Origin of the sequence: Alcaligenes phenolicus, assembly GCF_032063905.1 — a bacterium.
GTDB lineage: Bacteria > Pseudomonadota > Gammaproteobacteria > Burkholderiales > Burkholderiaceae_B > Alcaligenes > Alcaligenes phenolicus.
The window spans coordinates 579,171-604,871 of the sequence record NZ_DAMBOE010000003.1 but is presented as its reverse complement, the minus strand read 5'-3'; the positions used below and the strand labels follow the sequence as shown (position 1 = coordinate 604,871).

Genomic DNA, 25,701 nt, shown 5'->3' with positions numbered 1-25,701 from the left:
GTATTCAAGGATGCTAATCCCGCACTGACTGGAGCCTTAGTGGGTATGTACGTATAGAAAAGTGATCTTGAGACGAGACTCTAGCTAGGCCTTGATCACTGCCTTCATGCAGCGACCAGGGTATTGTCCGCATCCTGCGTAATTGCTGTACGTGAACTGAGCTGGTCGATTAGCTCGCCATACCAGGACAAGGTACTGCCCAAGGTAGCTACCTGACCGATCACCAGAATGCAGGGGCTGGCAAACTGATGCTGCTGCGCATCCTGGGCAATGTTTTGCAGCGTGGACAGCAAGGTGCGCTGCTCAGGGCGCGAACCATTTTCAATCAAGGCGCAGGGCGTAGTGGCACTGCGGCCCCGTTGTACCAGCTCATGGCTAAAGCCCAGAATCTGCTGCAAACCCATGTAGACAGCAACCGTCTGGCTGGTATCCAGCAGCGGGTTCCAGTCCTCAATACCATGACCGCTTTTGCGGTGAGCCGTCACAAACTGCACGGACTGCGCGTGGTCACGATGGGTCAGAGGAATACCGCTATAAGCCGCACATGCGATGGCAGCCGTGATGCCGGGTACCACTTCAAATGCGATGCCATGCTCGGCCAGATATTCCAGTTCTTCACCGCCACGGCCAAAAATAAAGCCATCGCCGCCTTTCAGGCGCACCACGGTTTGACCTGCTCGGGCGTGTTCAATCATCAACTGATGAATGCGGTTTTGGGTCTGGTGATGATCTTCGCCCAATTGCTTGCCTACAAAAATACGGTGGGCATCACGACGAGCCAGCTCCATCACCTGATCGGATACAAGACGATCGTACAGAATCACATCAGCACGATTCAGTGCACGCAGGGCATGCAGGGTCAGCAGACCTGGATCGCCTGGACCGGCGCCCACCAGAATCACGCGGCCTTGTGTGGCACGGGGTGATTCAGGCTGTTGCAGTGCGCTCTCCAGGCTCAAGCGGGCTTGCTCGGCTTGCTGACTGCGCAGGGCGGCACCCACCGGGCCATCCAGCAGCCAGTCGTAGAAACGGCGGCGCGCACCCAGGTCGGGGCGGGCGCGCCGAATGGCACCGCGATATTCCTGCGCCAGACGGCTGATCGCACCCAGGCTGTGGTCCAACATGGTTTCCAATTGCTCCCGTACTCGCCGTGCCAACATGGGGGCTGATCCCGCTGAGGAAATCGCAATAATCAGCGGTGAGCGATCCACAATGGCAGGCACCTGAAAACTGGACAATTCTGGGTCGTCCACCACATTGACCAGAATGCGTGCTTCTTGTGCGTCCTGGGCAATGATCTGGTTCACGTCCCGTTTGTCAGTGGCGGCAATAATCAGCCAGGCCCCTTGTAGATGCTGGGCCTGATAGCGCTCCCGAATCAGGGTGATGCGCCCTTGATTCGCCAGCTCTTCCAGACTGTCCACCACATAGGGGGCGACCAGCGTGACCTGGGCACCGGCAGCCAGGACCAGGCGCACTTTGCGCTCGGCGATTTCTCCACCGCCGATCACCAATACCGCGCGCTGCTTCAAGTTGGCGAATAAAGGAAAGAGGTTCATGTCAGGCTGGCTGTAAAACTAAAGGAATCAAGCGGCTTGAAGGCTCGGCAACCACGCCAGCGCGAACCAGAAAATCGCCAAAGTGCTCGCCTTCCAGACGCTCGGCAGCGAAGCGGCCAAACAGCTCATCCAGAATGCTCAGAATTTCAGGTTCGGCAATATTTTGACGATAGATTACGTTCAGGCGCTCGCCGCTGAAGTTCGCACCCAGACGCAAGTCATAGCGACCCAGAGCACGGCCAACCAGGGCAATTTCACCCAGGTAAGGACGGGCGCAGCCGTTGGGGCAACCGGAGATACGCAGCACAATACGCTCCTCGCGCAGTTGGTACTTGTCCAGCAATGTTTCCAGCTTGGGCAGCAGGATGGGGGCGTAGCGTTCGCTCTCGGCCATGGCCAAACCGCAGGTAGGCAAAGAGACACAGGCAATCGTGCTGCTGCGTATGCCGCTTTGTGTCTGGTACACATCCAGCTTGTGATCTGCGACCAGCTTGTCGATCTTGGCCTTATCTTCTTCAGGCACATCGGCAATGATCAGGTTCTGGTTGCAAGTCAGGCGGAACTGTCCCTGGTGAATCTTGGCAATTTCACGCATACCCGTCAGCCAGGGACCGACTTCGGTATCCATGATGCGGCCCGAATCTATGCGCAGGCTCAGGTGCCAGCGGCCATTGCTGCCCTGGGTCCAGCCGAAGCGGTCGCCATTGTGGTCAAAATGGTAGGGGCGTGATGGCTCCAGCGTTTGACCACTGCGGTTTTGCACTTCTTCCAGGAACCAGTCGGCGCCCAGCTTATCCACGGTGTATTTCAGACGGGCATGACGGCGCTCGTCGCGGTTGCCATGGTCACGTTGTGTGGTGATGACGGCTTCGCAAACGGCCAGCAATTGCTCGGGGCGTACAAAGCCGATCACGCTGCCCAGCCGTGGATAGGTGGTGTCGTCGCCATGTGTGGCACCCATGCCACCACCAATGGCGACGTTAAAGCCCAGCAACTGATTGTTCTCAATAATCGCGATCAGGCCGATGTCCTGCGCAAATACGTCCACATCATTCAAGGGAGGCACGGCAATGCCGATCTTGAATTTGCGGGGCAGGTAAGTCTTGCCGTAAATCGGTTCAAAGTCTTCGCCGTCAATGGCGTCTTCGACTTTCTTGCCGTCCAGCCAGATCTCGGCATAGGCGCGGGTTTTGGGCAGGAAGGTTTCGGAAATCTTGTCAGCCCATTCCTGAACCAGACCATGCTGCTCGGACAGCAAGGGATTGGTGGCGCTGACCACCTGACGGTTCACATCACCGCAAGTGGCCAATGTCGTGGACATGGCCTTGTTGATGGCTTGCAGGGTGGGCTTTAAAAAGGGCTTGCGGACGCCATGCCATTGGAAGGTCTGGCGGGTGGTGATGCGCAGGCCAAACTGGGCCCAGTCACAGGCGATCTGGTCAAAGGCCAGCCACTGGGCGGGCGTGACCACGCCGCCGGGCAAGCGGGCGCGAATCATGAAGCTGAAAGCGGGTTCCAGCTTTTGCTTGCGACGCTCTTCACGCTGGTCGCGGTCGTCTTGCTGATAGCTGCCGTGAAATTTCAGCAGCTTGTTGTCGTCTTCGCTGATGGCGCCGGTAATCGGGTCTGCCAGACCCTCGGTAATGCCGCCGCGCAGATAGCGGCTATCAATTTTTACTTGCTCGATAGCGGCGATTTTCTTTTCTGTCATGTCCTTGCTTCTCAGTAAACGTCGCGGGCGTAGCGGCCCTGCGCCGAGAGTTCTTCCAACCAGCTGCGAGCCTGGTCTGCGTCCAATCCACCTTCCTGGCGGGCAATTTCCTGCAGGGTCTGGTGTACGTCCTTGGCCATCTGATTGGCATCACCGCACACATAAATGTGGGCGCCGCCCTGAATCCAGGCATAGACCTCGGCTGCTTTTTCCAGCAAGCGGTGCTGGACGTAAACCTTGTTTTCCTGATCGCGCGAGAAGGCCAGATCCAGGTGTTGCAACTGACCGTCCTGCAAGGCACGTTGCCATTCGGTCTGGTAGAGGAAATCGGAGTGAAAGTGCGGGTTGCCAAAGAACAGCCAGTTGCGGCCTTCACCACCCTGAACGCTGCGTTCCTGCACAAAGGCACGGAAAGGGGCAACGCCGGTGCCGGGACCAATCATGATCACGTCACGGCTGCTATCTTCAGGCAGGCGGAAGCGTGTATTGGGGTCGATAAAGACCGGCACGGTATCGCCTTCGTTCAGGCGGGCCAGATAGTCGGAAGCCACGCCCCAACGATCCTGCTCGTTGAATTGGTAATGCACATTGGCCACGGTCAGATGTACTTCTTCGTCCACCTCGGACTGGCTGGAGGCGATGGAGTACATGCGGGGTGCCAGAGGGCGCAAGGCTTGCACCAGTTCGGCGGCGCTCCAGGTGGCCGGGAAGCGTTCCAATACGTCCAGCACTTGATGGGTTTTCAGCAGCTCTTGCAAAGTGCTCAAACCCTCTGGGCCTACGGCTGTCTGTAGCACGGCATCGCTATTGCGCTTGGCCAGTTCCATCAGGAAAGGCTTGGTAAGTTGTGTCAGCTCGCGGTAGTGGCTAAGCCATTCTTGCAGCGTGTGCGACTTGTCCTGAATGGTGACGGTCTCTTGCGGGTCCAGCTTCAACGTCTGGATAACCGCTTCGACCAGTTTGGCGTTTTGTGTAGGCCAGACACCCAATGCATCACCGGGTTGGTACTTCAGGCCACTGCCTTCCAGCGACAACTCGTAGTGATAGATGTTGCGGGTGCTGTCGCGGCCCGTAATGCTTTGGCTTTGCAGCACGGTGGCCCGGAATGGATTGTCGCGGGTGAAGCTGCTGCGGGTCTGGGTTTCCAGCACCGTAACGTTGCTGGATTGGGCGGCAGGAACGGCCGCTGCGGCGTGGGCCTGGTGATCCGTTTCCAGAAAACCAAAGGCTTTGTCCTGCCAGGGGGCGGCAACCGTATCAATATCCAGATCAGCCAGCCCTGCGTCCAGAATGCGTTCCGCACCCAGAGCCAGCAGGCGTTGATCAATCTTTTCCGCGATCCCACAGAACAGGGGATAGCTGGAATCACCCAGGCCCAGCACACCGAATTTCAGTGCGGGCAGCTTGGGGGCACGGGCACCGGACAGGAATTCGAAAAACGCGATGGAATCGTCTGGCGGATCGCCTTCACCCTGGGTGCTGATAATGACGTAGAGCAGACGTTCTTCTTTCAGCTCGCGCGTGGGGTAACGGTCGGCGCGCAGCAGGCGCACGGGGATGCCGGCGGCTTCGCAACGTTGGGCAAAGGCTTCGGCGACGCGTTGGGCATTGCCTGTCTGACTGCCAAACACAATGGTGGCAGGCCGTTGGGCGGGCGCAGCGGCGGCGGGCACCAACGACAGTTCAGGGGAAACAGGCGCTTGAGCGGGAAGGCCGGCATGGCGCACTTGCGCGACACCGGCAAGATAGCCGGACAGCCAGTTCAGGGACAGCGGATCGAGCTCGTCGGTAATTTGGGCAATCGCCGTGCGATTGGACTCCGAGAGGCGGGACAGGGCGTGCATTCTGACACTCGCTTATATAAATAGTTTGTCCCATTCTAAAGAGCGGTATCAGGGCTACGAACGATCTGATTCTTATTTGTTTATGAATACTCCGGTTAATGAAAAAGGGGCATAAGCCCCTTTCATCTTGGTCTAAGCGCGTGCGAAATACGTGTTATGGACGCAGTTCCCGACGCAGGATTTTGCCCACATTGGTGCGGGGCAGATCGTCGCGGAATTCGACAATACGCGGGGCCTTGTAGCCGGTCAGCTCCTTGCGGCAAAAGGCAATTACGTCTTTTTCAGTCAGCTCGGGATTACGGCTGATGACATAGAGTTTGACGACTTCGCCTGCTTTCTCATCCGGTACACCGACGGCAGCAGCTTCGACAATATCCGGGTGCTGGGCAGCGACGGCTTCCACCTCATTGGGGTAGACGTTAAAGCCCGAGACCAGAATCATGTCTTTTTTGCGATCCAGCAGGAAGACATAACCTTGCTCGTTCATATAGCCAATGTCGCCCGTGCGTAAAAAGCCGTCGTGATCAAAGACCTTGGCGGTTTCATCGGGACGTTGCCAGTAGCCTGGAGTAACTTGCGGCCCGCGAATGCATAGCTCGCCCGTTTCGCCCAAAGGCAAGTCGTTCTGGTTTTCGTCGCGTATGCGTATGTCGGTAGAAGGAACGGGCAGCCCGATTGAGCCGGTGAACTCTTTTTTATCCAGCGGATTGATCGTGGCCGCTGGTGAAGTTTCAGTCAGTCCATAAGCCTGGGCCAAGGGTTTGCCGGTCGCTTCCAGCCAGCGCTTGGCGACCACTTCCTGTACGGCCATACCGCCGCCCAAGGTAAAGCGCAGGGAGGAAAAATCCAGCTTGCGGAACTCGGCATTGTTCAGCATGGCATTGAACAGGGTGTTCACCCCCGTAATGGCAGTAAAACGCAGCTTGGACATGTCCTTGATCATGGAGGGAATGTCGCGTGCGTTAATGATCAAGAGGTTCTCCGCACCCAGACGCAGAAACACCAGCAGGTTCGCGGTGAAAGCGAAGATATGGTAGAGCGGCAGGGCGGTGACCACGCAGTCGATCTGGCCTTCTTTCAAATACGGGCGAATCCAGGACAGCGCCTGGCTCAGGTTTGACACCAGATTGCCGTGGGTCAGGATGGCCCCTTTTGCAACGCCTGTCGTGCCCCCGGTGTATTGCAGGCAGGCAATATCATCATGGGTCAGCTTGACCGGGGCCGGTGCGCGGCCTCGCCCCTGTGCCAGTACGGCTTTGAAAGAGACGGAGCCAGGCAAGGACCAGGCAGGCACACCTTTTTTAACGTGGCGCACCACTTGATTGACCAGCCAGCCCTTGAAGCCGCCCAGACAATCCCCCACGCTGGTCACAATGACTCGCTTGATGGGTGTTTCGTGCAGGATTTCCTGCAGCACGTGGGCAAAATTCTCCGCAATGATGATGGTTTCCGCGCCGCTGTCTTGCAGCTGGTGGCGCAGTTCACGGGCCGTATACAGCGGGTTGGTATTGATAATGGTGGCCCCGCTGCGCAACACCCCATACAGACTGATGGGGTACTGCAGCATATTGGGCATCATCAGGGCGACACGGTCGCCTTTTTTCACGCCTTGGCTTTGCAGCCAGCTGGCCAGTGCCAGGGCATTGGTCGACAGTTCGCGGTAGCTCATGCGTTTGCCCATGCTGATATAGGCAGTGCGCTGCGCGAACTCGGTACAACTTTGTTCAAATACATCCAGCAAGGACGAGTACTGCTGGGCCTGATCTTCGATAGTGGCAGGAATACCGGCGGGGTAGTTCTGCAGCCAGACTTTATCCATGAAGCGCTCCGAGGCGTGTAGGTTCAAGACAATCCCAGCAGGGCCTTTTTGAGCGATTCTTGGGCAGGCTTCTTGCCTAGCCAGATTTTCAACAAAGCAGGGGTCAGATCAGGGTGAGAGAGCTCGCCCAGCGTCTTGTCGTTGAACAGGATCTTGACCTGAGGGGTGTGCATGTCCAGCACCACAACGTCGCCTTCCTTGGCTTCACCCACCTGGCGCATCAAGTCTTCAAATTGCTTGATGACGGGGTCCAGTTCTTGTTTTTCAGGATCAGTCAGGTTGCTGTGAATGCCGTCTTTCAGGGCATCGATCAGGGTTTGGGCATCCAGGTCGCGTTTGAGGACCAGTCGGATTTGATGCGGTCCGGGGGATTGAATAATGGCTTCAGCATCCTGGGAAGGTGAAGCGGTATACAGGGCGGCAACGTACACATCAAAAACAACTTTCTTGCGCAGGCCTGCCCCATTCAGTTTCAGGCTTTGCTGCTCGACGGTGACCGTGTCTGGCACGGTGACATTCGCAACAGTAGCGGCCTGGGCGGCGGGTAGCCCCAGGGACAGACTTAAAATCAGGGCGGCACAGCGGGGGGTAAACATGAAGCGGTCCTCCGGCAAATTAGCGTGATTGTGATTTCTGCTTGTAGAAGTGGGCGTCGGCGATATAGATGGTGCGTTCCACCGTGGTGTAGATCTGGCCTTCGGGGTCCTGGATCTGCACGGTAAATGTGGCTTCAGCCTCGTGGTATTGGTCTAGCTGTCCTCGTATTGCGTCCAGTTCATCTGGATTGATTTGAAAATTGGCGTACAGAGTTTGGTAGCCGGGGCGGCGATACTGAATCTCTGCATTCTTGTCCCAGACAATCACATGGCGTTGCAGCCCAGCCAGAAGCATGGTGGCGTGCACGCCGTCTGTAATGGCAAACAGGGAGCCGCCAAATAGAGAGCCATTGATGTTGCGAGTGCGACGACGCAATGGCAGGCGTACGACGATGTGTTGCAAGTTCGCTGAAACTTTGTGGACCCGCCCGCCGGTTGCCCGGAAGGCGGGGTGCCAGTTAAAGCCCAGCTGCAAAAAGCGCGCACGCCATGTGGGGGGTAGGCGTGCGAGCAGCTCCATGCGGCGACTGCGGGCCATAGTGCATCCTTAGAAGCGATAGCTGAACTGCACGCCCAGGATGTCACCACTGTTTTTGTAAGTACCGCGTGTCAGACCACGACCAGCGGGATCCGTATTGTTGTTCATGTCGGTGTTTTTCAGGAACAAGTGGGTGTAGCCGATATCCCAGGTGGCGTTCTTGCTGGCGCGATACTGAGCACCCAGGGACACCCAGTAGCGGTCGCTGTCAGGCAGGGCGGTTGGGCGGTAGTTCTTGTCGCGAACGGGGGATTGGTCCCAGGCAATACCACCCTTGAAGGTCCACTGCTCGTTGTAGTGGTAGTTCGCACCCAGGGCGACGCGCCATGCGTCCTTGAATTTCAGTTCCAGGCCGGAATTCTTGGCGCCGGGGCCGCTGTTTTCAATGGTCAGGCGCGGGATGCTGCTCCAGCCTGTCCAGGACACGTCGGCCAGCAACTGCCAGCGCGAATTCAGGTCGTGCACCAAGCTGACAATGGCGGTGTCAGGCAGCTTGATGGTGGCTTCGGCATCCCAGTTGATGTTGGGAGCAGGAATGCCTGCTGGTACGTTGCGGTTGCGCAGCTTGGTGTCGCCGTCAGCCGTGACCTTGATTTGCGAGCGATAGGAAACGCCCAAACGAGTGCTGGGGGTAATTTGGTATAGCAAACCGGCGTTCCAGCCCCAGGCGTCGCCTTTCATCTTGACGCGGGTGTCCATGTCCAGTGGGCCCAATGCCGGGTGATAGCCGACGGGGGTAGCCAGACGGTAGTCGGCATCAATGTGCAACCAGTTCACACCCACACCGAAGGACAACTGATCGTTGACCTTGTAGGCCACCGACGGGTTGACGTTGATGGTTTCAATGGCAAATTTTTCGGAGTGGTAACGGCCAACCCAGCCTTCGTCATATTCAGTTGTCAGACCAAACGGGACACCAATACCCAGGCCCACCCACCACTTGGGCGAGAGCTGATGGGACAGATAAATATTGGGAACGGCGGCGACTTTACCGGCATCACCACCTGAGCCGCCAGTGGCGGGACGGCTGGCGCCACCCGTCAGGGCCAGGGGGTCGGTACTGCCTTTATCGGAGAACTTGAAGGTAGGTTTAATCGCGTTGAAACCTGCCGAGAAGTTGGTCTCGGGCAACAAGGTCATGCCGGCCGGGTTGAAGTAGATCGTGCTGGCATTGTCACCAATGGCGGCCGAGCCTGCGTAGGCATTGCCCAGGCCGCTCGCATTCTGTTCGAGCAAGTTAAAACCAGCCGCATGGGCTTGACCCATTCCCATGCTCATTCCCAGAGGAATCAGCAAGGCGGGGATGGTACGCAAAGCTACAACCGTCTTTTTCATGTCTCTTCTCCAAGGTATAGGTGCGACGTCTGACAGAGGCTTATGACAAGTTTTAAAACACCTGTTTGTTTTCTATGGTGCATGACCTAGGCCAATCGGCGTATAGGTATTTGTGCCAATCCGAACTAATTGCGTTGTTTTTGTGTTGCTTTGTAATGCAGAGGGCCCCCTCTGAATGGAGCGAAGCCGGTACCGAAAATCACGCCTGCATCAGCCAGATCGTCGTTCTCCACAACACCGATGCGAACCTGGTGTTCGGTCTGTTCGATCAGCGGTTTAATCAAGCGATCTGCCAGACCGCTTGGGACTGTTCCTGCAGGGGATTTCTGGGCTTTGCCATCTTTCCAGGTGTAGAAACCCTGGCCTGTTTTGCGACCCAGTTCCTGACGATCCAGATGGGTTTTCAGGCAGGCTGGCATGGCCGCCTGCTGGCTAAGTTGTGCGCCTGCATCACGGGCAATATCCAGGCCCACGGTGTCGGCCAACTCAAGCGGGCCCATAGGCATACCGAATTGCACCATGGCTTTGTCCACGGTGGCCGGGTCCAGCCCCTCGTCCACGCAGCGCATGGCTTCCAACATATAGGGAGCCAGGACCGCATTGACCAGAAAGCCGGGGCTGTCTTTAACGGGCAAGGGCAGCTTGCCAATCTGGTTCACAAAGGCGTAGGCAGCGCTGCGCACTTCCGGGGCCAGTAACTCGCTTTCCACCACTTCAACCAAGGGCATACGAGAGACCGGGTTAAAGAAGTGAATGCCCACCAGTCGTTCCGGATTGATCAGGTTCAGGCTGAGCTCGGACAGGGGCAGGCTGGAGGTGTTTGTCGCCAGCACAGCACCGGGCTTTAGCAAGGGCTCAATGGTGGCGTACAGGCTGCGCTTGGCATCGACGTTCTCGAAAATGGCCTCCAGAACCAGATCTGCCGACGGGATGCCGTGGCCGTCCGGGTCCGGGATCAATCGGTCCAAGGCGGCTTGTACCAGCCTGCGGTCTTTGAGACGGCGCTGGAACAGCTTGGCGGCACGACCTTGTGCCTGGGCGATACGCTTGCGGTCCTGATCCTGCAGCGTCACACGCATGCCTTTCAGCGCACATACGGCGGCAATATCGCCCCCCATGACACCAGCACCGACCACGTGAATATGCTTGATCTCCTGAGTCGACGAATGCTTGCCTACGCTTTTCAGACGCTCTTGCAAATGGAAGACACGCAGCAGATTGGCTGCGGTGTTGGAGCGGGTGATTTGTTCGATCAGCTCGGGTGCCTTCAAGGCATTGCCGTTGTGCTTTTCCCAGATCTCCAGGATGGCGCGGGGCGCCTGATAGTGCTGATAGGGATCGCGCTTTGCCAACTGCTTGCGTACCTGATTAGCAACCAGGGGGCGTAGCAGCTTGGTATTCATCAGGCGTGGCAGACCCTTGGCGCGACGCGGCTTCTTGCCACTGAGCACCTGTTTGATAGCAGCTTGCTTGGCCAGACGGACGGGAACGCAGGCATCGACCATACCCAGACGGGCGGCCTTGCGAGCATCCACGCTTTTGCCGCTCAGCATCAAGTCCATGGCGGCGGCAGGGCCTATATATTCAGGCAAGCGCAACATGCCGCCCCAACCGGGGAAAATACCCAGCATCACTTCAGGCAGAGCCAGGCGTGTATCGTCCTGATCTACGGCCAGGCAATAACGGCATGCCAGGGCCAGCTCCAGACCACCGCCCAGGCAGTGGCCTTGTACCAGCGCCAACGTGGGGTAGCTCTGCTTGGCCAGCTTGTTGAAGACGGTCCAGCCGCGTGTGACCAGTGCCAAGCCCTTTTCAGGGTTGTTGTTGTGTTCGGAAAACTCGTCAATGTCCGCACCGGCTATAAAACCGGCAGCTTTGCCGGAGTAAATGATCAGTGCTTTAGGAGGATGGCTGCTCAGGTAGTCCAGCGCCTGGTTCAGCTCCTGTAGAACGGCTGCCGAGAGTCGATTGACCGAGCTGCCCACACAATCGATTTTCAGCCAGGCAATTTGCTGATCGTCCGTGTACAGCGTGAAGTTTTGCAAATCCAGGGTAGCGACGGGCATCATGATTCAGTTCCTTGCAGCGATTCGATCAGCATGGCGCCGCCTTGTCCGCCGCCAATACAAATAGCGGCCATGCCCAGACGCAAGTTGCGACGACGCAGGGCATTCAAGCAATGCAGCACAATTCGGGCCCCGGAGGCACCCACCGGGTGGCCGATCGCAATGGCGCCACCGTCCACATTGAGCTTGTCCATATCCAGCAAACCCAAAGCATCACGACCCAGATGTTTTTGACACCACTCCTGGTTGTCCCATGCAGCACGACATGCTAGTACCTGTGCTGCAAAAGCCTCGTTGATTTCCCACAAGTCCGGGCCATTGAGGGCCAGACGGTTGCGCTCCAAAATAGGCGTCGCGGCGAAAACAGGGCCCAGGCCCATGGTGGCCGGATCCAGGCCAGCCCATTGCGCATCCACAATGCGGCCAATGGGTTTGAGCTGATGTTCCTTGACGGCGGCTTCGCTGGCCAGAATCAGCAGGGCAGCGCCATCGGTCACCTGTGAGCTATTGCCGGCCGTGATATTGCCCCAAGGCGGATCAAAGACCGGACGCAGCTTGGCCAGTTTCTCTGGCGTGGAGTCTTCGCGTACGCCATCATCTTGCGGGTAGTTATTACCGCGCGTGTCGCTTAACGGCACGATTTCTTCAAAAGCGTTTTCTTGCTGAGCACGCAAAGCCAGACGGTGACTGCGGGCCGCAAACTCGTCCATATCCTGACGGCTGATACCAAACTCGTGCGCCAGAATTTCAGCGGTCTGCCCCATGGACAGGCCAACGACGGGATCAGTCAGCCCTTTAAGCAGGCCGATCACTGGTTTCAGATAGGACAGACGCAGACTGCGCAGCGCTTTCAGTCGTGCACCCAGGCTACGCGCTTTGCCCCAGGTGGCCAGCCAGCGCACCATGTCGTCGCTGAACAGGATGGGGGCGTGAGACAGCGCGTCAACGCCACCGGCCAGCACCAGATCCGAGCGGCCGGTTTGTATGGCCTGTACGCCCGAGTCCAGTGCTTGCATACCCGAAGCGCAGTTACGCATCACGGTCCAGCCCGGCACTTTGTGGCCTGTGCCCAGACGCAGACCCAGAACCCGGCCGATATTGGTTTCATCGGGCGAGGGGGCGGCGCAACCCAGGATGACCTCGCTTAGCTGCGGGGCCTCAAAGGGTTGGCGCAGCAACAGCTCGCGACCCGTTTGCACGGCCAGATCTCCAGCAGAGAAGGGGCCGGGCGCATTACGCGCTTTCAGAAACGGGCTGCGTGCGCCGTCAATAATATAGACCGGTTGAAAACTCATGCTTGGCTCCCACTGGCGGCTTCAGCGGCAGGATTTTCCCGACGCAAATCGAAGGGGAAATCATCCACGGCAATAACGCGATCACGCATGATGTCGCGGGCCTGGATTTGCTCGTATTCCTGGGCGGTGATGCCACCTGCCTGGAAGACTGCTTCGGCCAGATCGCGTACGTTGGCTTTGGGGTTGTCCTGCAATTGACCGCTTTTCTCGAACTGACGGATTTTGGCGTCAATATCGCGGGTGTTAAGCGAAGCCAGCAGGGCCGCTTCAATGGCACCGACCGGTTCCATATCGTCGTCAGGCAGGTAGGTGTCGTAAGTCAGGCGATCACGAGTGGCGCCGGGCTTGGTCAAAAGTTTGGCAACAGTGTGGTCCAGCTTGTCATCAGGGCCCAGACGGCGCAGACCCAGAGGAAAGACCAGGAAGCGCAGCACGGCCGCCAAAGGACGGTTCGGGAAGTTCTCCAGTACTTTGTCCAGAGCGTGTTGAGCGCGCATCAAGGCGTCTTGAGCCGCCCAGTGAGCCAAAGGTGCATCTTCCTGTTGACGACCTTCGTCTTGGTAACGCTTGAGCACGGCGCTTAGCATGTACAGTTCGGACAGCACATCCCCCAGACGCGAGGACAGGCGCTCGCGCATTTTCAGGGAACCACCCAGAACCAGCATGGAGGCATCGGCCAGCAGGGAGAAAGCAGCACTGTAACGGCTGGCCTGGCTGTAGTAGGTGTGCATGGCCTTGGAGGTGCCAGTAGGGCCACTTAGCAAGCGCCAGCCACCCAGGCCCAGCCAGAAGGAGCGGCCTGTATTGGCCAGTGTGTAGCGGATGTGCGCCCAGAAAGCCTGATCAAATTTACGCAAACCGGCTTCGCGGTCAGGGTTCAGGGCGGCTGTCATCTCTTCAAGGATGAAAGGATGGCAACGGATCGCGCCTTGGCCGAAGATGATCAGGCTGCGCGTCAGAATATTGGCGCCTTCCACCGTAATACCGACGGGGATCTGTTGGTAAGCACGGCCCAGGAAGTTTGATGGGCCAAGGCAAATACCTTTACCACCAATGACATCCATACCATCGTTCACGACAATGCGGCCACGCTCGGTCACATGGTATTTGACGATGGCCGAGACCACGGAAGGTTTCTCGCCCAGGTCCACGGCGGCTGCCGTCATGGTGCGGGCCGCATCCATGGCGTAAGTGTGTCCTGCGATACGGGCCAGAGCCTCTTCCACGCCTTCAAACTTGCTGATGGCGCTGCGAAATTGGGTACGGACGGCGGAGTAACCGCCCACGGCGCGGCTGGTCAGCTTGGCCATGCCAGTAAAGGAGGAGGGTAGAGAGATGGAGCGGCCAGCAGCCAGACATTCCATCAACATGCGCCAGCCCTGGCCAGCCATGGCGGGGCCACCAATGATGAACTCCAGCGGCATGAACACGTCTTTGCCACGGGTGGGGCCGTTCATGAACATGGCGTTCAAGGGGAAGTGGCGACGGCCAGTGTCCACGCCGGGGTGGTCGCTTGGAACCAGGGCGCAGGTAATGCCAATGTCTTTTTCGCCGCCCAGCAAACCGTCCGGGTCATAAAGGCGGAAGGCCAGACCCAACAAGGTGCAAACTGGAGCCAGCGTGATGTAGCGCTTGTCCCAGGTGACGCGCATGCCCAGCACTTCCTGACCTTCCCATTCGCCTTTGCAGACAATCCCTACGTCAGGAATGGAAGCGGCATCCGACCCGGCCCAAGGGCTGGTCAGTGCGAAAGCGGGGATGTCACGGCCATCAGCCAGGCGGGGCAGATAGTGTTGTTTCTGCTCGTCGGTACCGTAGTGCAGTAGCAGTTCTGCCGGGCCCAGCGAGTTGGGCACCATGACCGAGACGGACAAGGCCGAGTTACGGGTGGAGAGCTTGGCGACAACCGCCGAGTGCGCTTGCGCCGAAAAACCGCGACCGCCGTATTCCTTGGGAATAATCAGGCTGAAGAAGCGGTTTTCTTTCAGGTAGTTCCAGACCTCGGCAGGCATGTCGAAGTCTTCCTGGCTGACTTGCCAGTCGTCAATCATGGCGCAAGCCACATTGACTTCATTGTCCATGAACTGGCGCTCTTCATCGGTGAGCCGGTAGGCCGGATAAGAGCTCAGGGTATTCCAGTTGGGTTTGCCGCGGAACAGCTCACTTTCCCACCAGACCGTACCTGCTTCCAGCGCATCGCGCTCGGTTTGGGACATGGCAGGCAGAACGCTGGAAAAGGCGCGGTAGATTGGGCGGCTTAGCCACTTGGTGCGTAGATTCCGGTTTTTGAGAACGTAGACGCAGCCAAGCACTAGCACTATCAATAGCAAGGTCACAAACATAGCAACTCCGGACTAGCTCAGAAAAGAAAAAAATGCCCCCACGCTGCGCCTTCGGCTTGCTGCCCCCCGAGGGGGCGCTTTTTACCTTGGGAGCGGCCCGGCGGTAAAAAATACCCCCACGCTGCACCTTCGACTTGCTGCCCCTAAAAGGGGGGGGCGTGGTTCACCTTGGTGTAGCTTGGTGGTCAGGACCGTTCAGCTCAGGTGCTGGCGGGTAAAGGAGCTCGTAATCCACCCAGCAGGAAACTCATCAAGCGCTGTTGCAGTTGTTGCTCACTTTCCGGGCTGTCGCTAAGGGGTAATTGCAAAGCCCGACGCAGTGATTGGGTGCCCATCAAGGCATAAGAGGTGGCACCCAGCATGAAATGGAATCGCCAGATGATTTCTTCTTCAGGCACGGTAGGCAGAGCTTCATGCAAAGCCTGCTTGAAGGGCAGGAAGATGGCGACTTGTTCGTCCCAACAGATGGACTGAATGAAATCCTGCGGCGCCGGGCGGTCCTGCCCCGGCAAAGGAATAAACGAGCGTGGGGCGCCGTTGCCTGAACCCGCCAGGCGGATCAGTGGGCCAAAAAAGGCATCCACCACCTGGGATGCTTTCAAAGGACCTTCACCGGCTTGCTGGCGATAAAACGCCAGCTTTTCCAGGCGCTCTTGATTGATGCTGTTCAGGCGGCGCTGGAACACGGCCTGTGTCAGTCCGTCTTTACTGCCAAAGTGATAATTGACAGCCGACAGGTTCACCTTGGCTTGCGCCGTAATCTGGCGCATGGAGGTATTTTCGTGGCCATACAGCGCGAAAAGATGTTCGGCTGCATCGAGAATGGCGGACTGTGTCCGATCAGAGCGTTTCACCGTTATTTCCTAATTTCAAACGAGTGTTTGAATAATGTAACGGGAATGCGCAGTTAGTACAGTAGGGGTTCACCCTAGCCCCGCAAAGCGGGGCCAGGAGCCAGTCTTAGATCTGGGTTACAAATTTGGTGACTAAGTATCCGTCAAAAGTTTCTGCACCGCCTTCGCTGCCAATGCCACTGTCCTTGACGCCGCCAAACGGAGTCTCGGGCAGGGAACTGCCGAAGTGATTGATATTGACCATACCGGATTCCAGTTCGGTGCCCAGTCGATGTGCGTCTTGCAAGGATTGCGTAAAGGCATAGGCCGACAAACCGTAGGGCAGACTGTTGGCACGGGCGATGGCATCGTCCAGATCGCTGTAGCGCGTCAAGGGGGCGATGGGGCCAAATGGCTCCTCGGTCATGACCAGTGCATCGTCGGGCAAATCCGTCAGCACCGTGGGCGAGAAAAAGAAACCATCGCGCTTGATCTGTTCACCTCCAAGCAACACTTTGCCACCCAGAGAACGGGCGTTGTCGACAAACTTTTGCATCATGGGTAGGCGGCGCTCGTGAGCTAAGGGCCCCATTTGCGTATCCGGGTCCAGACCATCGCCCACTTTTACATTGGCCAGTTCTTCGGTGAAACGGTCCACAAATGCAGTGTAGATATCGTCGTGGATATAAAAACGCGTGGGCGAAATGCACACCTGACCAGCATTGCGAATTTTGAAACGAGCCAGCTGACGAGCAGCGCGGGCTACATCGGCATCAGGCAGGACCAGCACAGGCGAGTGACCGCCCAATTCCATGGTGATGCGTTTCATATGGGCACCGGCCAGTGCAGCCAGTTGCTTGCCTACAGGTACAGATCCGGTAAAGGAGACTTTACGCACGATGGGCGAGCGGATCAGGTAGTCCGACACCTCCTGTGGCACACCCCAGACAATATTCAGCACACCCGGAGGCAGGCCCGCATCATGAAAGGCTTGGGCAATAGCCATGACCGCACTGGGAGAGTCCTCGGGGCCTTTCAGAATAATCGTGCACCCAGCACCGATAGCCGCGCAGATTTTGCGAATGGCCTGGTTGTAGGGAAAGTTCCATGGCGTAAAGGCGGCGCAGACCCCGATGGGCTCGCGCAGAACCATTTGCTGCACTTTGGGGTTGCGGGCGGGGATGACGCGGCCATAAATACGGCGGCACTCCTCGGCGTGCCAATCCGCATGGTCCGCGCAGGACATGATTTCGCCTACCGCCTCGGCCAAGGGCTTGCCTTGATCCAGTGTCAGATTGCGGCCAATTTCCTGGGCGCGCTCACGCGACAGTTCCGCGACCTTGCGCAGGATCGCGCTGCGATCCATGGGCGAGCTGTGACGCCAGCTTTTGAACGCGTCCTGGGCGGCGTTCAGAGCCGCGTCCAGATCCGCCAGAGATGCCAGCGGCAGTTGGCCCAAGGTGCTGCCATTGGCAGGATTGATGACGGCCTGGGTCTGGCGACCTTGTCCATCCAGAAATTGACCATTGATATACAGGGCCAGGTGTTGATACATGAACGGCCTCCAAGTTGTCTGTGTTGCTAACTAAATACGTACCGTTCGATGGTATCGGGCGAGCAGAAACGGGACAAGCGTGGGCGGTGGATATTGCAGCAACGGATTGTTCAGAGAAGCAACAAACGGGCGCGAAACAGGGAGCTCTTCAAGCAATCGTTATAAGTTTTTGATTTCAGACCTCTTTTTGAAGGCCTGAAAAAGAGATGGAAGCCGACATCAAGCTGCAATAAGAAATCGTTACAAGTGCAGCATTCTGCATGTGAGTGATTGTTATATTTTTAACAATGAAAATAATTTTATCCCCTGTTGATAACCTGGTTTCATCTTGATGTAACCTAAATGCTTATTAAGGTGAAAGTTTTTTGTAGATTATTACCAACGATCGCGCCACGTGGGATAAGCGCAACAGTTATTGGTTAAGCGCCTAATCGCCCGAAATCGTTTAATTTCAGTGTATTGTTGCCTTTTTTATCACAGGCTATTTATCATTTTTAACATTGTCGTCCACGAAGCCCCTTGTAATCTAAGATACAATTTGTCCCGTGATCTACGGGATGAGTTTCACTATGCGTCACGTAAACAGTCACAATCAGACACAAGGTTATGCTCCAAGAATACAGGTCAGAAGCCTGTAGCTCCGCCTTGTCTTGCCCCGGTCCATTATGAACATACTGCTGCGGCTGGCGATGTACTTACCAGTCTTAGGTGTAAAGCCCATGTGCAATACATAGGTGTTGGGCCCTCGGGTGGTGTTTCTTTCGCTTTGTTTGAGCGACACACCGAACCCATTCTTCTTTCATTTTTGTACTTAAATTTGATCTGGCAATGCGTTGCAACGCTGACGTAATGACGTCTGTTGCGAACGCGGCACAGGATCTTACGGAGGCCGACGTGCGTGGTAAGAAAACTCTAACGGTAAGTGCGCTGCTGACAGCGCTACTGCTGGCGCAACCAGCGCTTGCCCAGCAGGAAAACAGCTTGAGCTTCAAGGACAGCATTGAGCGGGCAATTATGTCCAATCCTGAACTTGGTGCTCGCTTCCAGGATTTCCAGTCTGCGCTTGAAGGTCAGAACGTTGGCCGTGGCGCCCTGTTGCCCGAGGTCAATGCCCAGGGTTGGGTTGGCAAAGAGTGGCGTGGCAGCACCTCTGGTGCTCCGTCTACCGACTGGTCCCGCAGCGGCTACAGCCTGCAACTGCGTCAGTTGATTTTTGATGGTTTCTCCTCGATCAACCAGGTTCGTCAGTTGGGTTACGAAAAACTGGCTACCTACTACGAGCTGCTGGCTTCGGTAGATTCCCTGGCTCTGGAAGCGGCCAACGCCCACATCGATGTGCTGCGTTACCGCGAAATGGAAAAGCTGGCCCGTGAAAACTACGGCATGCACATGAACATCCTGAGCCAGATTCAGGAACGTTCGGCATCCGGCGTGGGCCGTGGTGTGGACCTGGAACAAGCTTATGGCCGCCAGTCCCTGGCTCAAAGCAACATGATGACCGAGGCTGGCAACCTGAACGACGTGCTGCAACGCTACCGTCGCATTGTGGGTGTGGCTGCTCCTGAAGTCATGCAGGCAGCCCCTAGCCTGAGCGAGTCGATTCCTGCCAATACCACCGACTTCTTGCCATCCTTGCGCACCAGCCCTGTGATTTTGGCCAAGCAGGCCTTGTATCAAGCTGCTGAGTCGGGCAAACACGTGGCTCAAGGCCGCATGTCGCCTACGCTTGAACTGCGTGCAGCTACCGGTAAGGACAAAAGCGATCCGCCAGGTTCCGCTTACCGCGATTCGCAAAGCAGCAACGTGCAGTTGATGCTGTCGTACAACCTGTTCCGTGGTGGTGCCGATGCTGCGCGCATCCGTCAAACCACGGCTCAGCAATACGCTGCCCGCGACGTGCGCGATTACACCTGCCGTAACGTACAGCAGGATCTGGCCGTGGCCTGGAACAATATCGAGCGCCTGCGTGCTCAGCTGCCATTCCTGAAACAACACGAACTGGCTACGTCCAAGGTCCGCGTTGCTTACATGCAGCAATTCCAGATCGGTCAGCGCTCCTTGCTGGATTTGCTGGATACGGAGAACGAACTGTTTGATGCGCGTCGTGCTCTGGCCAATGCCACTTACGACCTGCAACAAGCCGAATACCGTTGGCTGACCTTGTCGCACCGTCTGGTGTCGGCAGTTGGCCTGTCCCAGCCTTACTCGGAGCAGCCTGAAGAAGCCGCCAAGCTGGACTTCCCCGAAGAGGCATTCAAGGCATGCATGACGCCTGTTCCAGATACCAGCAACCTGACCCCGGTTTCTGTTGATTACCGCGACGGGATGGCTCCGCCAGTCCTGCGCGAGAAACCAGCCGGGCTGTAAGTAGCTGCTTCTTGGCGTTATTGGATAGTGAAGGGAGGCACGTATGAGTCAGAACGAAGATGACTACAAACAAGAGCTCTCAGTCTCGGATGCCAGTTTTATCCGAGTGCTGGAGGATTTGATTGATGCACTGGTTGCTAACGGTGTGCTTCGTATGACTGATCTGCCTCCCCAGGCCTTGGCCAAATTGAACGAGCGCAAACGTACCCGTCAACGCCTGCGGGATTCGCTGGATTTGATTAATGACGATGAACCACTCATCTGACAGCACGACACAAGCAAGCGGGCAATACAGTATCCCGCCTCATCTGACGCATGATGATCCTCTTCTGACCTGCCTGGCAGAGATTACCCGTATCCACGGTAATCCTTGCACGCCGCAGCACTTGTCTGCAGGCTTGCCTTTGCAGCGTGGGCGTTTGACGCCTGCCTTGCTCAGTCGAGCGGCCGCGCGTGGTCATTGCACGGCCCGAGTGTGGCGCCGCGCCTTTACCGAACTCGACACCAATCTGTTCCCGGTTATTTTGTTGCTGAACAATAACCGGGCATGTGTCTTGTTGGGCCTGGAAGAAGAACGTGCCCGGGTGCATTTCCCGGAAAGTGGTAGCCCCAGCGAAATCAGCCTGGAAGATCTGCAAGCGCAGTACTCCGGGCTGTTGGCCGTGGTGCAGCCGGATTTCCGCGTCGAAGCGCGTGCCAAAGATGGTGTGGCCCCCATGAAGGGCAAGCACTGGTTCTGGACAGCTGTGGTGCAAAACTGGCGTCTGTATCGCGACGCCATTGGCGCTGCCTTGCTGATCAACCTGTTTGCGCTGGCCATTCCGCTCTACACCATGAACGTGTACGACCGGGTGGTTCCCAATAAAGCGATTGAAACTCTGTGGGTGCTGTCGATCGGGATCGGGCTGGTGCTGGTCATGAACATGGTGCTCTCCAGTGTGCGGGCCTATGTGGTTGATGCCGCTAGTAAACGGGTAGATATTCAGTTGTCCGCACGGATTATGGAGCGGGTGCTGGACTTGCGCATGGAGAACCGACCGCCGTCGGTGGGCTCTTTTGCTGCCAATCTGCGCTCCTTTGAATCGGTGCGCGACTTTATCGCTTCGGCCAGTTTGACGACACTGGTCGATTTGCCATTTGTGCTGCTGTTTTTGGCTGTGCTGGCCTGGATCTCGCCCTGGATGCTGATCCCGCCCGTTGTGGCCATTGTGATCATTCTGGGTATTTCCTGGTTTGCTCAGGCACGTATGGAACGCCTGACCAAACAGACCTTCCAGGCTGCTGCCCAGCGTAACGCCGGCCTGGTCGAATCCCTGGCTGGTATGGAAACCTTGAAGGTCCTGAATGCGCAAAGCAATGCGCAGCGCGACTGGGAGCAGTCCACCGAATACCTGGCTCGTCAGGGTGCGCGCATCAAGATGACTTCCACCCTGACCGTGAACACGGTGCAGATGCTGCAGCAGATGGTCACCATCAGCGTGGTGATCATCGGGGTGTATCTGGTTCAGGAAACCAAATTGTCCATGGGGGGCATTATTGCTTCCTCCATGATTGCAGGCCGTTGCCTGGCTCCTTTGGGGCAAGTGGCTGGCTTGATGATGCAGTATCAGAATGCACGTACCTCCTTGGGTTCGGTGGATTCGTACATGAATATGCCGGTAGAGCATCCTGAAGAGCGTCACTTTGTGCCGCGTCCTTATCTGGAAGGCTCTATCGAGTTCCGTAACGTCAGTTTCAGCTATCCCGGCACCAATCAGAACGTGCTGGATAAGGTCAGTTTTTCCTTGAAGGCTGGCGAGAAGATAGGGATTATCGGCCGTATTGGCTCCGGCAAAACCACTTTGTCCAAGCTGATTCTGGGTCTGTACAAACCGACGGGTGGCACCGTTGTGCTCGATGGCATTGATAGCCAGCAGATTGACCCGGCAGACGTGCGCCGCTCCATGGGTTATGTCTCGCAGGACCCCACGCTGTTCTATGGCACCTTGAAACATAATTTGTTGATGGGTACACCTTACGCAACCGACGATCAAATGTTGGCGGCGGCTCGTCAGGCGGGGGTGGATGATTTCGCACGACGCCATCCTGATGGCTACGACATGATGATTGGTGAACGCGGCGAATCCCTCTCGGGTGGTCAGCGTCAGGCTATCGCCGTGGCTCGTGCCTTGATCGGTAACCCGTCCATTCTGTTGCTGGATGAACCCAGCAGCAATATGGATAACCAGAGCGAATCGGCCTTGCGTCGCAGCCTGCATAAAGAATGTGAGGGCAAGACAGTTGTGCTTGTGACCCACCGCACCGCCTTGCTGGAGCTGGTGGATCGCCTGATCGTGATGGATATGGGGCGTATTGTGGCGGATGGTCCTAAGGATCAGGTCATTGCCGCTTTGCGTAGTGGGCAGATTGGTAAGGCCCGGAGTGCAGCATGAAGATAAAGAACCTGACCAATTGGGTGCGTGCACAACTCCAGGACACCAATTCTCCGCCTCCTGGTAGCAATATGCTCAAAAACGCATCGTGGACGGCTCGTTACCAAGATGTACGGGGCTCCACGCTGCTGATCTGGTTGACCTTGCTGGCCATCAGCCTGCTGATTGTCTGGGCCAGTTTTGCCAGTATTGATGAAGTGGTGCGTGGCGAGGGCAAGGTTGTGCCATCTCGCCAGGTCCAGATTGTGCAAAGTCTGGACGGTGGTGTGGTGGAAGAAATTCTGGTGCGGCCAGGCCAGTCCGTGGAAGCGGGCGAAGTGCTGTTGCGTATCGATCCTACCCGTGCCTCGTCCTCCTTGGGCGAGAACGAAGCCGAGTCCTTGTCCTTGATGGCCAAGGCAGCTCGACTGGAAGCGATTGCTGCCGATCAGCCCTTTGATATGCCCAGTGAAGTGCTGGAAAAAGCCCCTGATCTGGCAGAAATGGAACGCCGCGTCTGGCAGGCTCGTACCGAAGAGCTGCGCTCCAATATTTCAGTGGCTCAGGAACAGTTGAACCAGCGTCAACAAGAATTGCGTGAGACGCAGGCCAATCGTGATCAGGCCGCGTCCAGTTGCGGGCTGACCTCGCAAGAACTGCAAATGACACGTCCTTTGCTCAAAAGCGGGGCGGTGTCCGAAGTGGATTTGCTGCGTCTGCAGCGTGATGTGGCTCGTTATTGCGGTGAGCAGAAAGCGGCCACGGCACAGATCAGCCGTATTCAGGCCTCGATTCAGGAAGCCCAGAACCGGATTGGCGAGGTGGAAATTACCTTCCGCAATCAGGCCCGTACCGAACTGGCTGAAACACGTGCCAAGCTGGCTTCCCTGGAGCAAGGCCAACGTGCCCTGGCCGACCGTGTGCGCCTGGCTGAAGTGCGCTCGCCCGTGCGCGGCACCATCAAGACCCTGTCCGCCAATACGGTCGGCGGTGTGGTGCAGCCCGGTAAAGACATTCTGGAAATCGTGCCCACTGACGACACCCTGCTGTTGGAAGTGCGCATCAATCCGCGCGATATCGGGTTTCTGCACTCGGGCCAGACTGCCGAGGTCAAATTCACCGCCTATGACTTTGCTGTTTATGGCGGCTTGCCCGGCGTGCTGGAACAGACCAGTGCCGACACCATTACCGATGAAAAAGGCAATTCATTCTATATAGCTAAAGTACGTACGGACACGGTGTATGTCGGTGACGATAACCGTCCAATCTTGCCCGGTATGGTGGCCGAAGTGCACATCATGACCGGCAAGCGGACTGTTATGCAGTACTTACTCAAACCTATTCTCAGGGCCAGATCCAACGCATTCAGAGAGCGTTAAGGCTGATTGGTCCGTTGGGGGAGTAGCGCTGACGATAGAGGTGTAACACCCGAGTCAGACCAAGAGCTGATGGCATATAGCTCGTGTTACCAGTAAGGGAAAAGCGGTATGCGACAAGTAAATTCGGTTTTATTTCTGACTGCCGATGAGGCGTTGTGGCAGCATTGGCGTCATCTGGATTCGGTCACCTGGCTGCCCGCCAGAGGGCAGGGCATGGACGATTTATTGCGTTGGAAACAACAGCAGCGTGATCTGGTGGTGGTCGATAGTGCCCTGGCTTTGTGGAATCATCCCCAATGGTCCAAGGCTGTGCAGGGCATGAAGATTATTGTCGCTAGCCCACGTCCTTTGGATAGCGAAGGTCAGGCCGTACTGGCCCTGGGGGCTCGCGGTTACATTCACGCCTACAGCTCGTCGCCTTTGCTGGTGCAGGCGCTGGACCACGTGGCTAGCGGGCAGGTTTGGGTTGGGGAGTCCTTGCTGAGCCGTTTGCTCAGCGACGTTACCCGTCGCCTGGAACCCAAGGTGGGCTGGGAAAGCACCCTGACCAGCCGTGAAGTCGAGGTTGCGCAACGCGCCTCGCTGGGCCACTCCAATCAGCTGATTGCAAAAGACCTGGGCATCACCGAGAGAACGGTTCGCGCCCATCTTCAGGCTGTTTTTGAAAAGCTGGATGTAACAGATCGTTTGATGTTGGCGCTAAAAGTACACGGCATAGCCTGAACCCCTGCTCGCCGTCCCGTTCGTATTGTTAAGTAAGGTCAATAACAATAAATAAAACAGCGAACTGGCGGCGACGCCAATATCGACTAGCGGGCCAACTCGCTATTCTCTGATCAAAGAAAGTCCATTTCTGACTGCTGCTTGGCGGCAGTCTTTTTTTAGGAATCAGACAGTCATGGCACTGGATACTGTTTTAGTGACACGAGTTGAAGGTACGGCATGGATCCGTACCGCCGATGGCTCCAAAGTAGCTGTCAAAGAAGGGATGCGCGTCCCTGTTAATGCCGAGATCATCACCGAGACCGGCGCCAGCGTCGAGCTTGAGATCCCTGGCAGCCCATCGATGACCATTTCCGATAATCGCTCCTTTCTGGTCAGCGGCGATATCGCAGAAACCGATGTGGACCCAGTAGCCGCTGCTCTGGCCAACCCGAACGACCCAGCCATTACGGCTGTGTTGGCCGCACTGGAAGCTGGTGATGACCCATTCTCCCAACTTGACCCAACCGCTGCCGTATTGACCGGTGGTGGCGAAGGCGGTGGCAGCAGCTTCACCCGCCTGGTCAGCATTGTGGAAACCACTCGCCCTCTGGCCCTGGAATACCCACGTCCTGGCGTGCCTACCGTTGAAAACGTGCGTCTGGGTGGCTACAGCGGTACTGACGAAGAAGAGGCCGGTCCTCTGGTTCCTCCCTCCGTTACTGTCAAGATCAATGACGACGGCACCGTTACCTTCACATTTACTGAAGTGCCATTTGGCTTTGATATCGAAGATATCGTGGTCACCGGCGGCGGTCGCATCGAAGGTCTGACACCAGACAACAAAGATCCCAAGACCTGGACCGGTACGCTGGTTCCCCCACCGAACTACGAAGGTGAAATCACCGTCAAAGTGCCTGACGGCAGCTACACCAATGAAGTCGGTACCCCAGGTAACGGCGGCGAAGACACGACCACGGTCGACACTCTGCCCCCAGAAGCTGAAATCACGATCGACTCCATTACTGAAGACGGCGTCATCAATAAGGAAGAGTCCGAAGGTGATGTAACTATCACTGGTACGGTTGGTAAAGACGTCAAACCCGGCGACAAGGTCACTGTGACCGTCGGCGGTAAAGAATACGAAACCACCGTCAACCCGGACGGCAAAACCTGGAGCGTGGACGTTCCTGGTTCCGAGCTGGTCAACAACGACAAGGTTGAAGCCAAAGTCACCACGACTGACGACGCTGGCAACACCACAACCGCTACCGACGAGAAGCCTTACGACGTACAGACCGATCTGCCTGAAGCCGAGATCACGATTACTGAGCCACTGTTCGGTGATG

General features: G+C 56.9%; 18 protein-coding genes. 6 read left to right on the top strand and 12 right to left on the bottom strand.

All coding sequences use genetic code 11. The features are described from left to right. Positions 1-104: 104 nt before the first annotated feature. From cysG to U2949_RS09265, 12 genes are all read right to left on the bottom strand, one after another. Complete coding sequence (gene cysG, locus U2949_RS09320; RefSeq protein ID WP_321287301.1) at positions 105-1,559, bottom strand: siroheme synthase CysG; 1,455 nt, start codon at positions 1,557-1,559, stop codon at positions 105-107. Position 1,560: 1 nt separating this feature from the next. Further along, the gene (cysI, locus tag U2949_RS09315) at positions 1,561-3,270 is read right to left on the bottom strand and encodes an assimilatory sulfite reductase (NADPH) hemoprotein subunit (protein WP_026484835.1); all 1,710 of its coding nucleotides are present in this window, start codon (positions 3,268-3,270) and stop codon (positions 1,561-1,563) included. A gap of 11 nt (positions 3,271-3,281) precedes the next feature. Beyond that, on the bottom strand, positions 3,282-5,114 hold the full coding sequence (locus U2949_RS09310; protein ID WP_026484836.1) for an assimilatory sulfite reductase (NADPH) flavoprotein subunit: 1,833 nt from the start codon (positions 5,112-5,114) through the stop codon (positions 3,282-3,284). A 154-nt stretch (positions 5,115-5,268) separates the two neighbouring features. Beyond that, complete coding sequence (locus U2949_RS09305; RefSeq protein ID WP_257723271.1) at positions 5,269-6,933, bottom strand: AMP-binding protein; 1,665 nt, start codon at positions 6,931-6,933, stop codon at positions 5,269-5,271. Between the two features lie 23 nt (positions 6,934-6,956). After that, complete coding sequence (locus tag U2949_RS09300; protein ID WP_026484838.1) at positions 6,957-7,529, bottom strand: chalcone isomerase family protein; 573 nt, start codon at positions 7,527-7,529, stop codon at positions 6,957-6,959. A 19-nt stretch (positions 7,530-7,548) separates the two neighbouring features. Further along, complete coding sequence (locus tag U2949_RS09295) at positions 7,549-8,067, bottom strand: DUF4442 domain-containing protein (protein ID WP_026484839.1); 519 nt, start codon at positions 8,065-8,067, stop codon at positions 7,549-7,551. Positions 8,068-8,076: 9 nt separating this feature from the next. Beyond that, positions 8,077-9,402 (bottom strand): OmpP1/FadL family transporter, encoded by a 1,326-nt coding sequence (locus tag U2949_RS09290; protein ID WP_026484840.1) that lies wholly within the window; start codon positions 9,400-9,402, stop codon positions 8,077-8,079. Positions 9,403-9,527: 125 nt separating this feature from the next. After that, positions 9,528-11,471: a 3-hydroxyacyl-CoA dehydrogenase NAD-binding domain-containing protein gene (locus U2949_RS09285; protein ID WP_321287294.1), complete on the bottom strand. Its 1,944-nt coding sequence runs from the start codon at positions 11,469-11,471 to the stop codon at positions 9,528-9,530. Further along, positions 11,468-12,763, bottom strand: a complete 1,296-nt coding sequence (locus tag U2949_RS09280) for an acetyl-CoA C-acetyltransferase (protein WP_022983329.1) — start codon at positions 12,761-12,763, stop codon at positions 11,468-11,470. The genes U2949_RS09285 and U2949_RS09280 overlap by 4 nt, the downstream gene beginning before the upstream one ends. Then, a complete protein-coding gene (locus U2949_RS09275) occupies positions 12,760-15,105 on the bottom strand; it encodes an acyl-CoA dehydrogenase (RefSeq protein WP_321287291.1) in 2,346 nt (781 codons plus the stop codon). Before U2949_RS09275 ends, U2949_RS09280 begins: the two co-directional genes overlap by 4 nt. 200 nt (positions 15,106-15,305) lie before the next feature. Next, the gene (locus U2949_RS09270) at positions 15,306-15,959 is read right to left on the bottom strand and encodes a TetR/AcrR family transcriptional regulator (RefSeq protein ID WP_009462459.1); all 654 of its coding nucleotides are present in this window, start codon (positions 15,957-15,959) and stop codon (positions 15,306-15,308) included. Positions 15,960-16,065: 106 nt separating this feature from the next. Further along, on the bottom strand, positions 16,066-17,493 hold the full coding sequence (locus U2949_RS09265) for an NAD-dependent succinate-semialdehyde dehydrogenase (protein ID WP_026484844.1): 1,428 nt from the start codon (positions 17,491-17,493) through the stop codon (positions 16,066-16,068). 849 nt (positions 17,494-18,342) lie between these two features. Between U2949_RS09265 and U2949_RS09260 the strand changes: the two genes are divergently transcribed. From U2949_RS09260 to U2949_RS09235, 6 genes are all read left to right on the top strand, one after another. Beyond that, positions 18,343-19,860 (top strand): TolC family outer membrane protein, encoded by a 1,518-nt coding sequence (locus U2949_RS09260; RefSeq protein WP_080655586.1) that lies wholly within the window; start codon positions 18,343-18,345, stop codon positions 19,858-19,860. A gap of 43 nt (positions 19,861-19,903) precedes the next feature. Further along, the gene (locus tag U2949_RS09255; protein ID WP_022983326.1) at positions 19,904-20,125 is read left to right on the top strand and encodes a hypothetical protein; all 222 of its coding nucleotides are present in this window, start codon (positions 19,904-19,906) and stop codon (positions 20,123-20,125) included. Beyond that, a complete protein-coding gene (locus tag U2949_RS09250) occupies positions 20,109-22,292 on the top strand; it encodes a type I secretion system permease/ATPase (RefSeq protein ID WP_338129240.1) in 2,184 nt (727 codons plus the stop codon). The genes U2949_RS09255 and U2949_RS09250 overlap by 17 nt, the downstream gene beginning before the upstream one ends. A gap of 71 nt (positions 22,293-22,363) precedes the next feature. Further along, the gene (locus tag U2949_RS09245; RefSeq protein WP_230940577.1) at positions 22,364-23,650 is read left to right on the top strand and encodes an HlyD family type I secretion periplasmic adaptor subunit; all 1,287 of its coding nucleotides are present in this window, start codon (positions 22,364-22,366) and stop codon (positions 23,648-23,650) included. A gap of 108 nt (positions 23,651-23,758) precedes the next feature. Further along, complete coding sequence (locus tag U2949_RS09240; protein WP_026484848.1) at positions 23,759-24,373, top strand: response regulator transcription factor; 615 nt, start codon at positions 23,759-23,761, stop codon at positions 24,371-24,373. A 175-nt stretch (positions 24,374-24,548) separates the two neighbouring features. Beyond that, positions 24,549-25,701: retention module-containing protein (locus U2949_RS09235; protein ID WP_321287288.1), on the top strand; the 1,153-nt coding region annotated here is incomplete at its 3' end.

Bases quoted from the DNA above. Each gene is read 5' to 3' on its own strand.
- U2949_RS09240 (WP_026484848.1), top strand. From the start codon at position 23,759: ATGCGACAAGTAAATTCGGTTTTATTTCTGACTGCCGATGAGGCGTTG.
- U2949_RS09290 (WP_026484840.1), bottom strand. From the start codon at position 9,402: ATGAAAAAGACGGTTGTAGCTTTGCGTACCATCCCCGCCTTGCTGATT.
- U2949_RS09265 (WP_026484844.1), bottom strand. From the start codon at position 17,493: ATGTATCAACACCTGGCCCTGTATATCAATGGTCAATTTCTGGATGGA.
- U2949_RS09280 (WP_022983329.1), bottom strand. From the start codon at position 12,763: ATGAGTTTTCAACCGGTCTATATTATTGACGGCGCACGCAGCCCGTTT.
- U2949_RS09245 (WP_230940577.1), top strand. From the start codon at position 22,364: ATGCTCAAAAACGCATCGTGGACGGCTCGTTACCAAGATGTACGGGGC.
- U2949_RS09285 (WP_321287294.1), bottom strand. From the start codon at position 11,471: ATGATGCCCGTCGCTACCCTGGATTTGCAAAACTTCACGCTGTACACG.
- cysI (WP_026484835.1), bottom strand. From the start codon at position 3,270: ATGACAGAAAAGAAAATCGCCGCTATCGAGCAAGTAAAAATTGATAGC.
- U2949_RS09310 (WP_026484836.1), bottom strand. From the start codon at position 5,114: ATGCACGCCCTGTCCCGCCTCTCGGAGTCCAATCGCACGGCGATTGCC.
- U2949_RS09250 (WP_338129240.1), top strand. From the start codon at position 20,109: ATGAACCACTCATCTGACAGCACGACACAAGCAAGCGGGCAATACAGT.
- U2949_RS09260 (WP_080655586.1), top strand. From the start codon at position 18,343: ATGACGTCTGTTGCGAACGCGGCACAGGATCTTACGGAGGCCGACGTG.
- cysG (WP_321287301.1), bottom strand. From the start codon at position 1,559: ATGAACCTCTTTCCTTTATTCGCCAACTTGAAGCAGCGCGCGGTATTG.
- U2949_RS09295 (WP_026484839.1), bottom strand. From the start codon at position 8,067: ATGGCCCGCAGTCGCCGCATGGAGCTGCTCGCACGCCTACCCCCCACA.
- U2949_RS09255 (WP_022983326.1), top strand. From the start codon at position 19,904: ATGAGTCAGAACGAAGATGACTACAAACAAGAGCTCTCAGTCTCGGAT.
- U2949_RS09300 (WP_026484838.1), bottom strand. From the start codon at position 7,529: ATGTTTACCCCCCGCTGTGCCGCCCTGATTTTAAGTCTGTCCCTGGGG.
- U2949_RS09305 (WP_257723271.1), bottom strand. From the start codon at position 6,933: ATGGATAAAGTCTGGCTGCAGAACTACCCCGCCGGTATTCCTGCCACT.
- U2949_RS09275 (WP_321287291.1), bottom strand. From the start codon at position 15,105: ATGTTTGTGACCTTGCTATTGATAGTGCTAGTGCTTGGCTGCGTCTAC.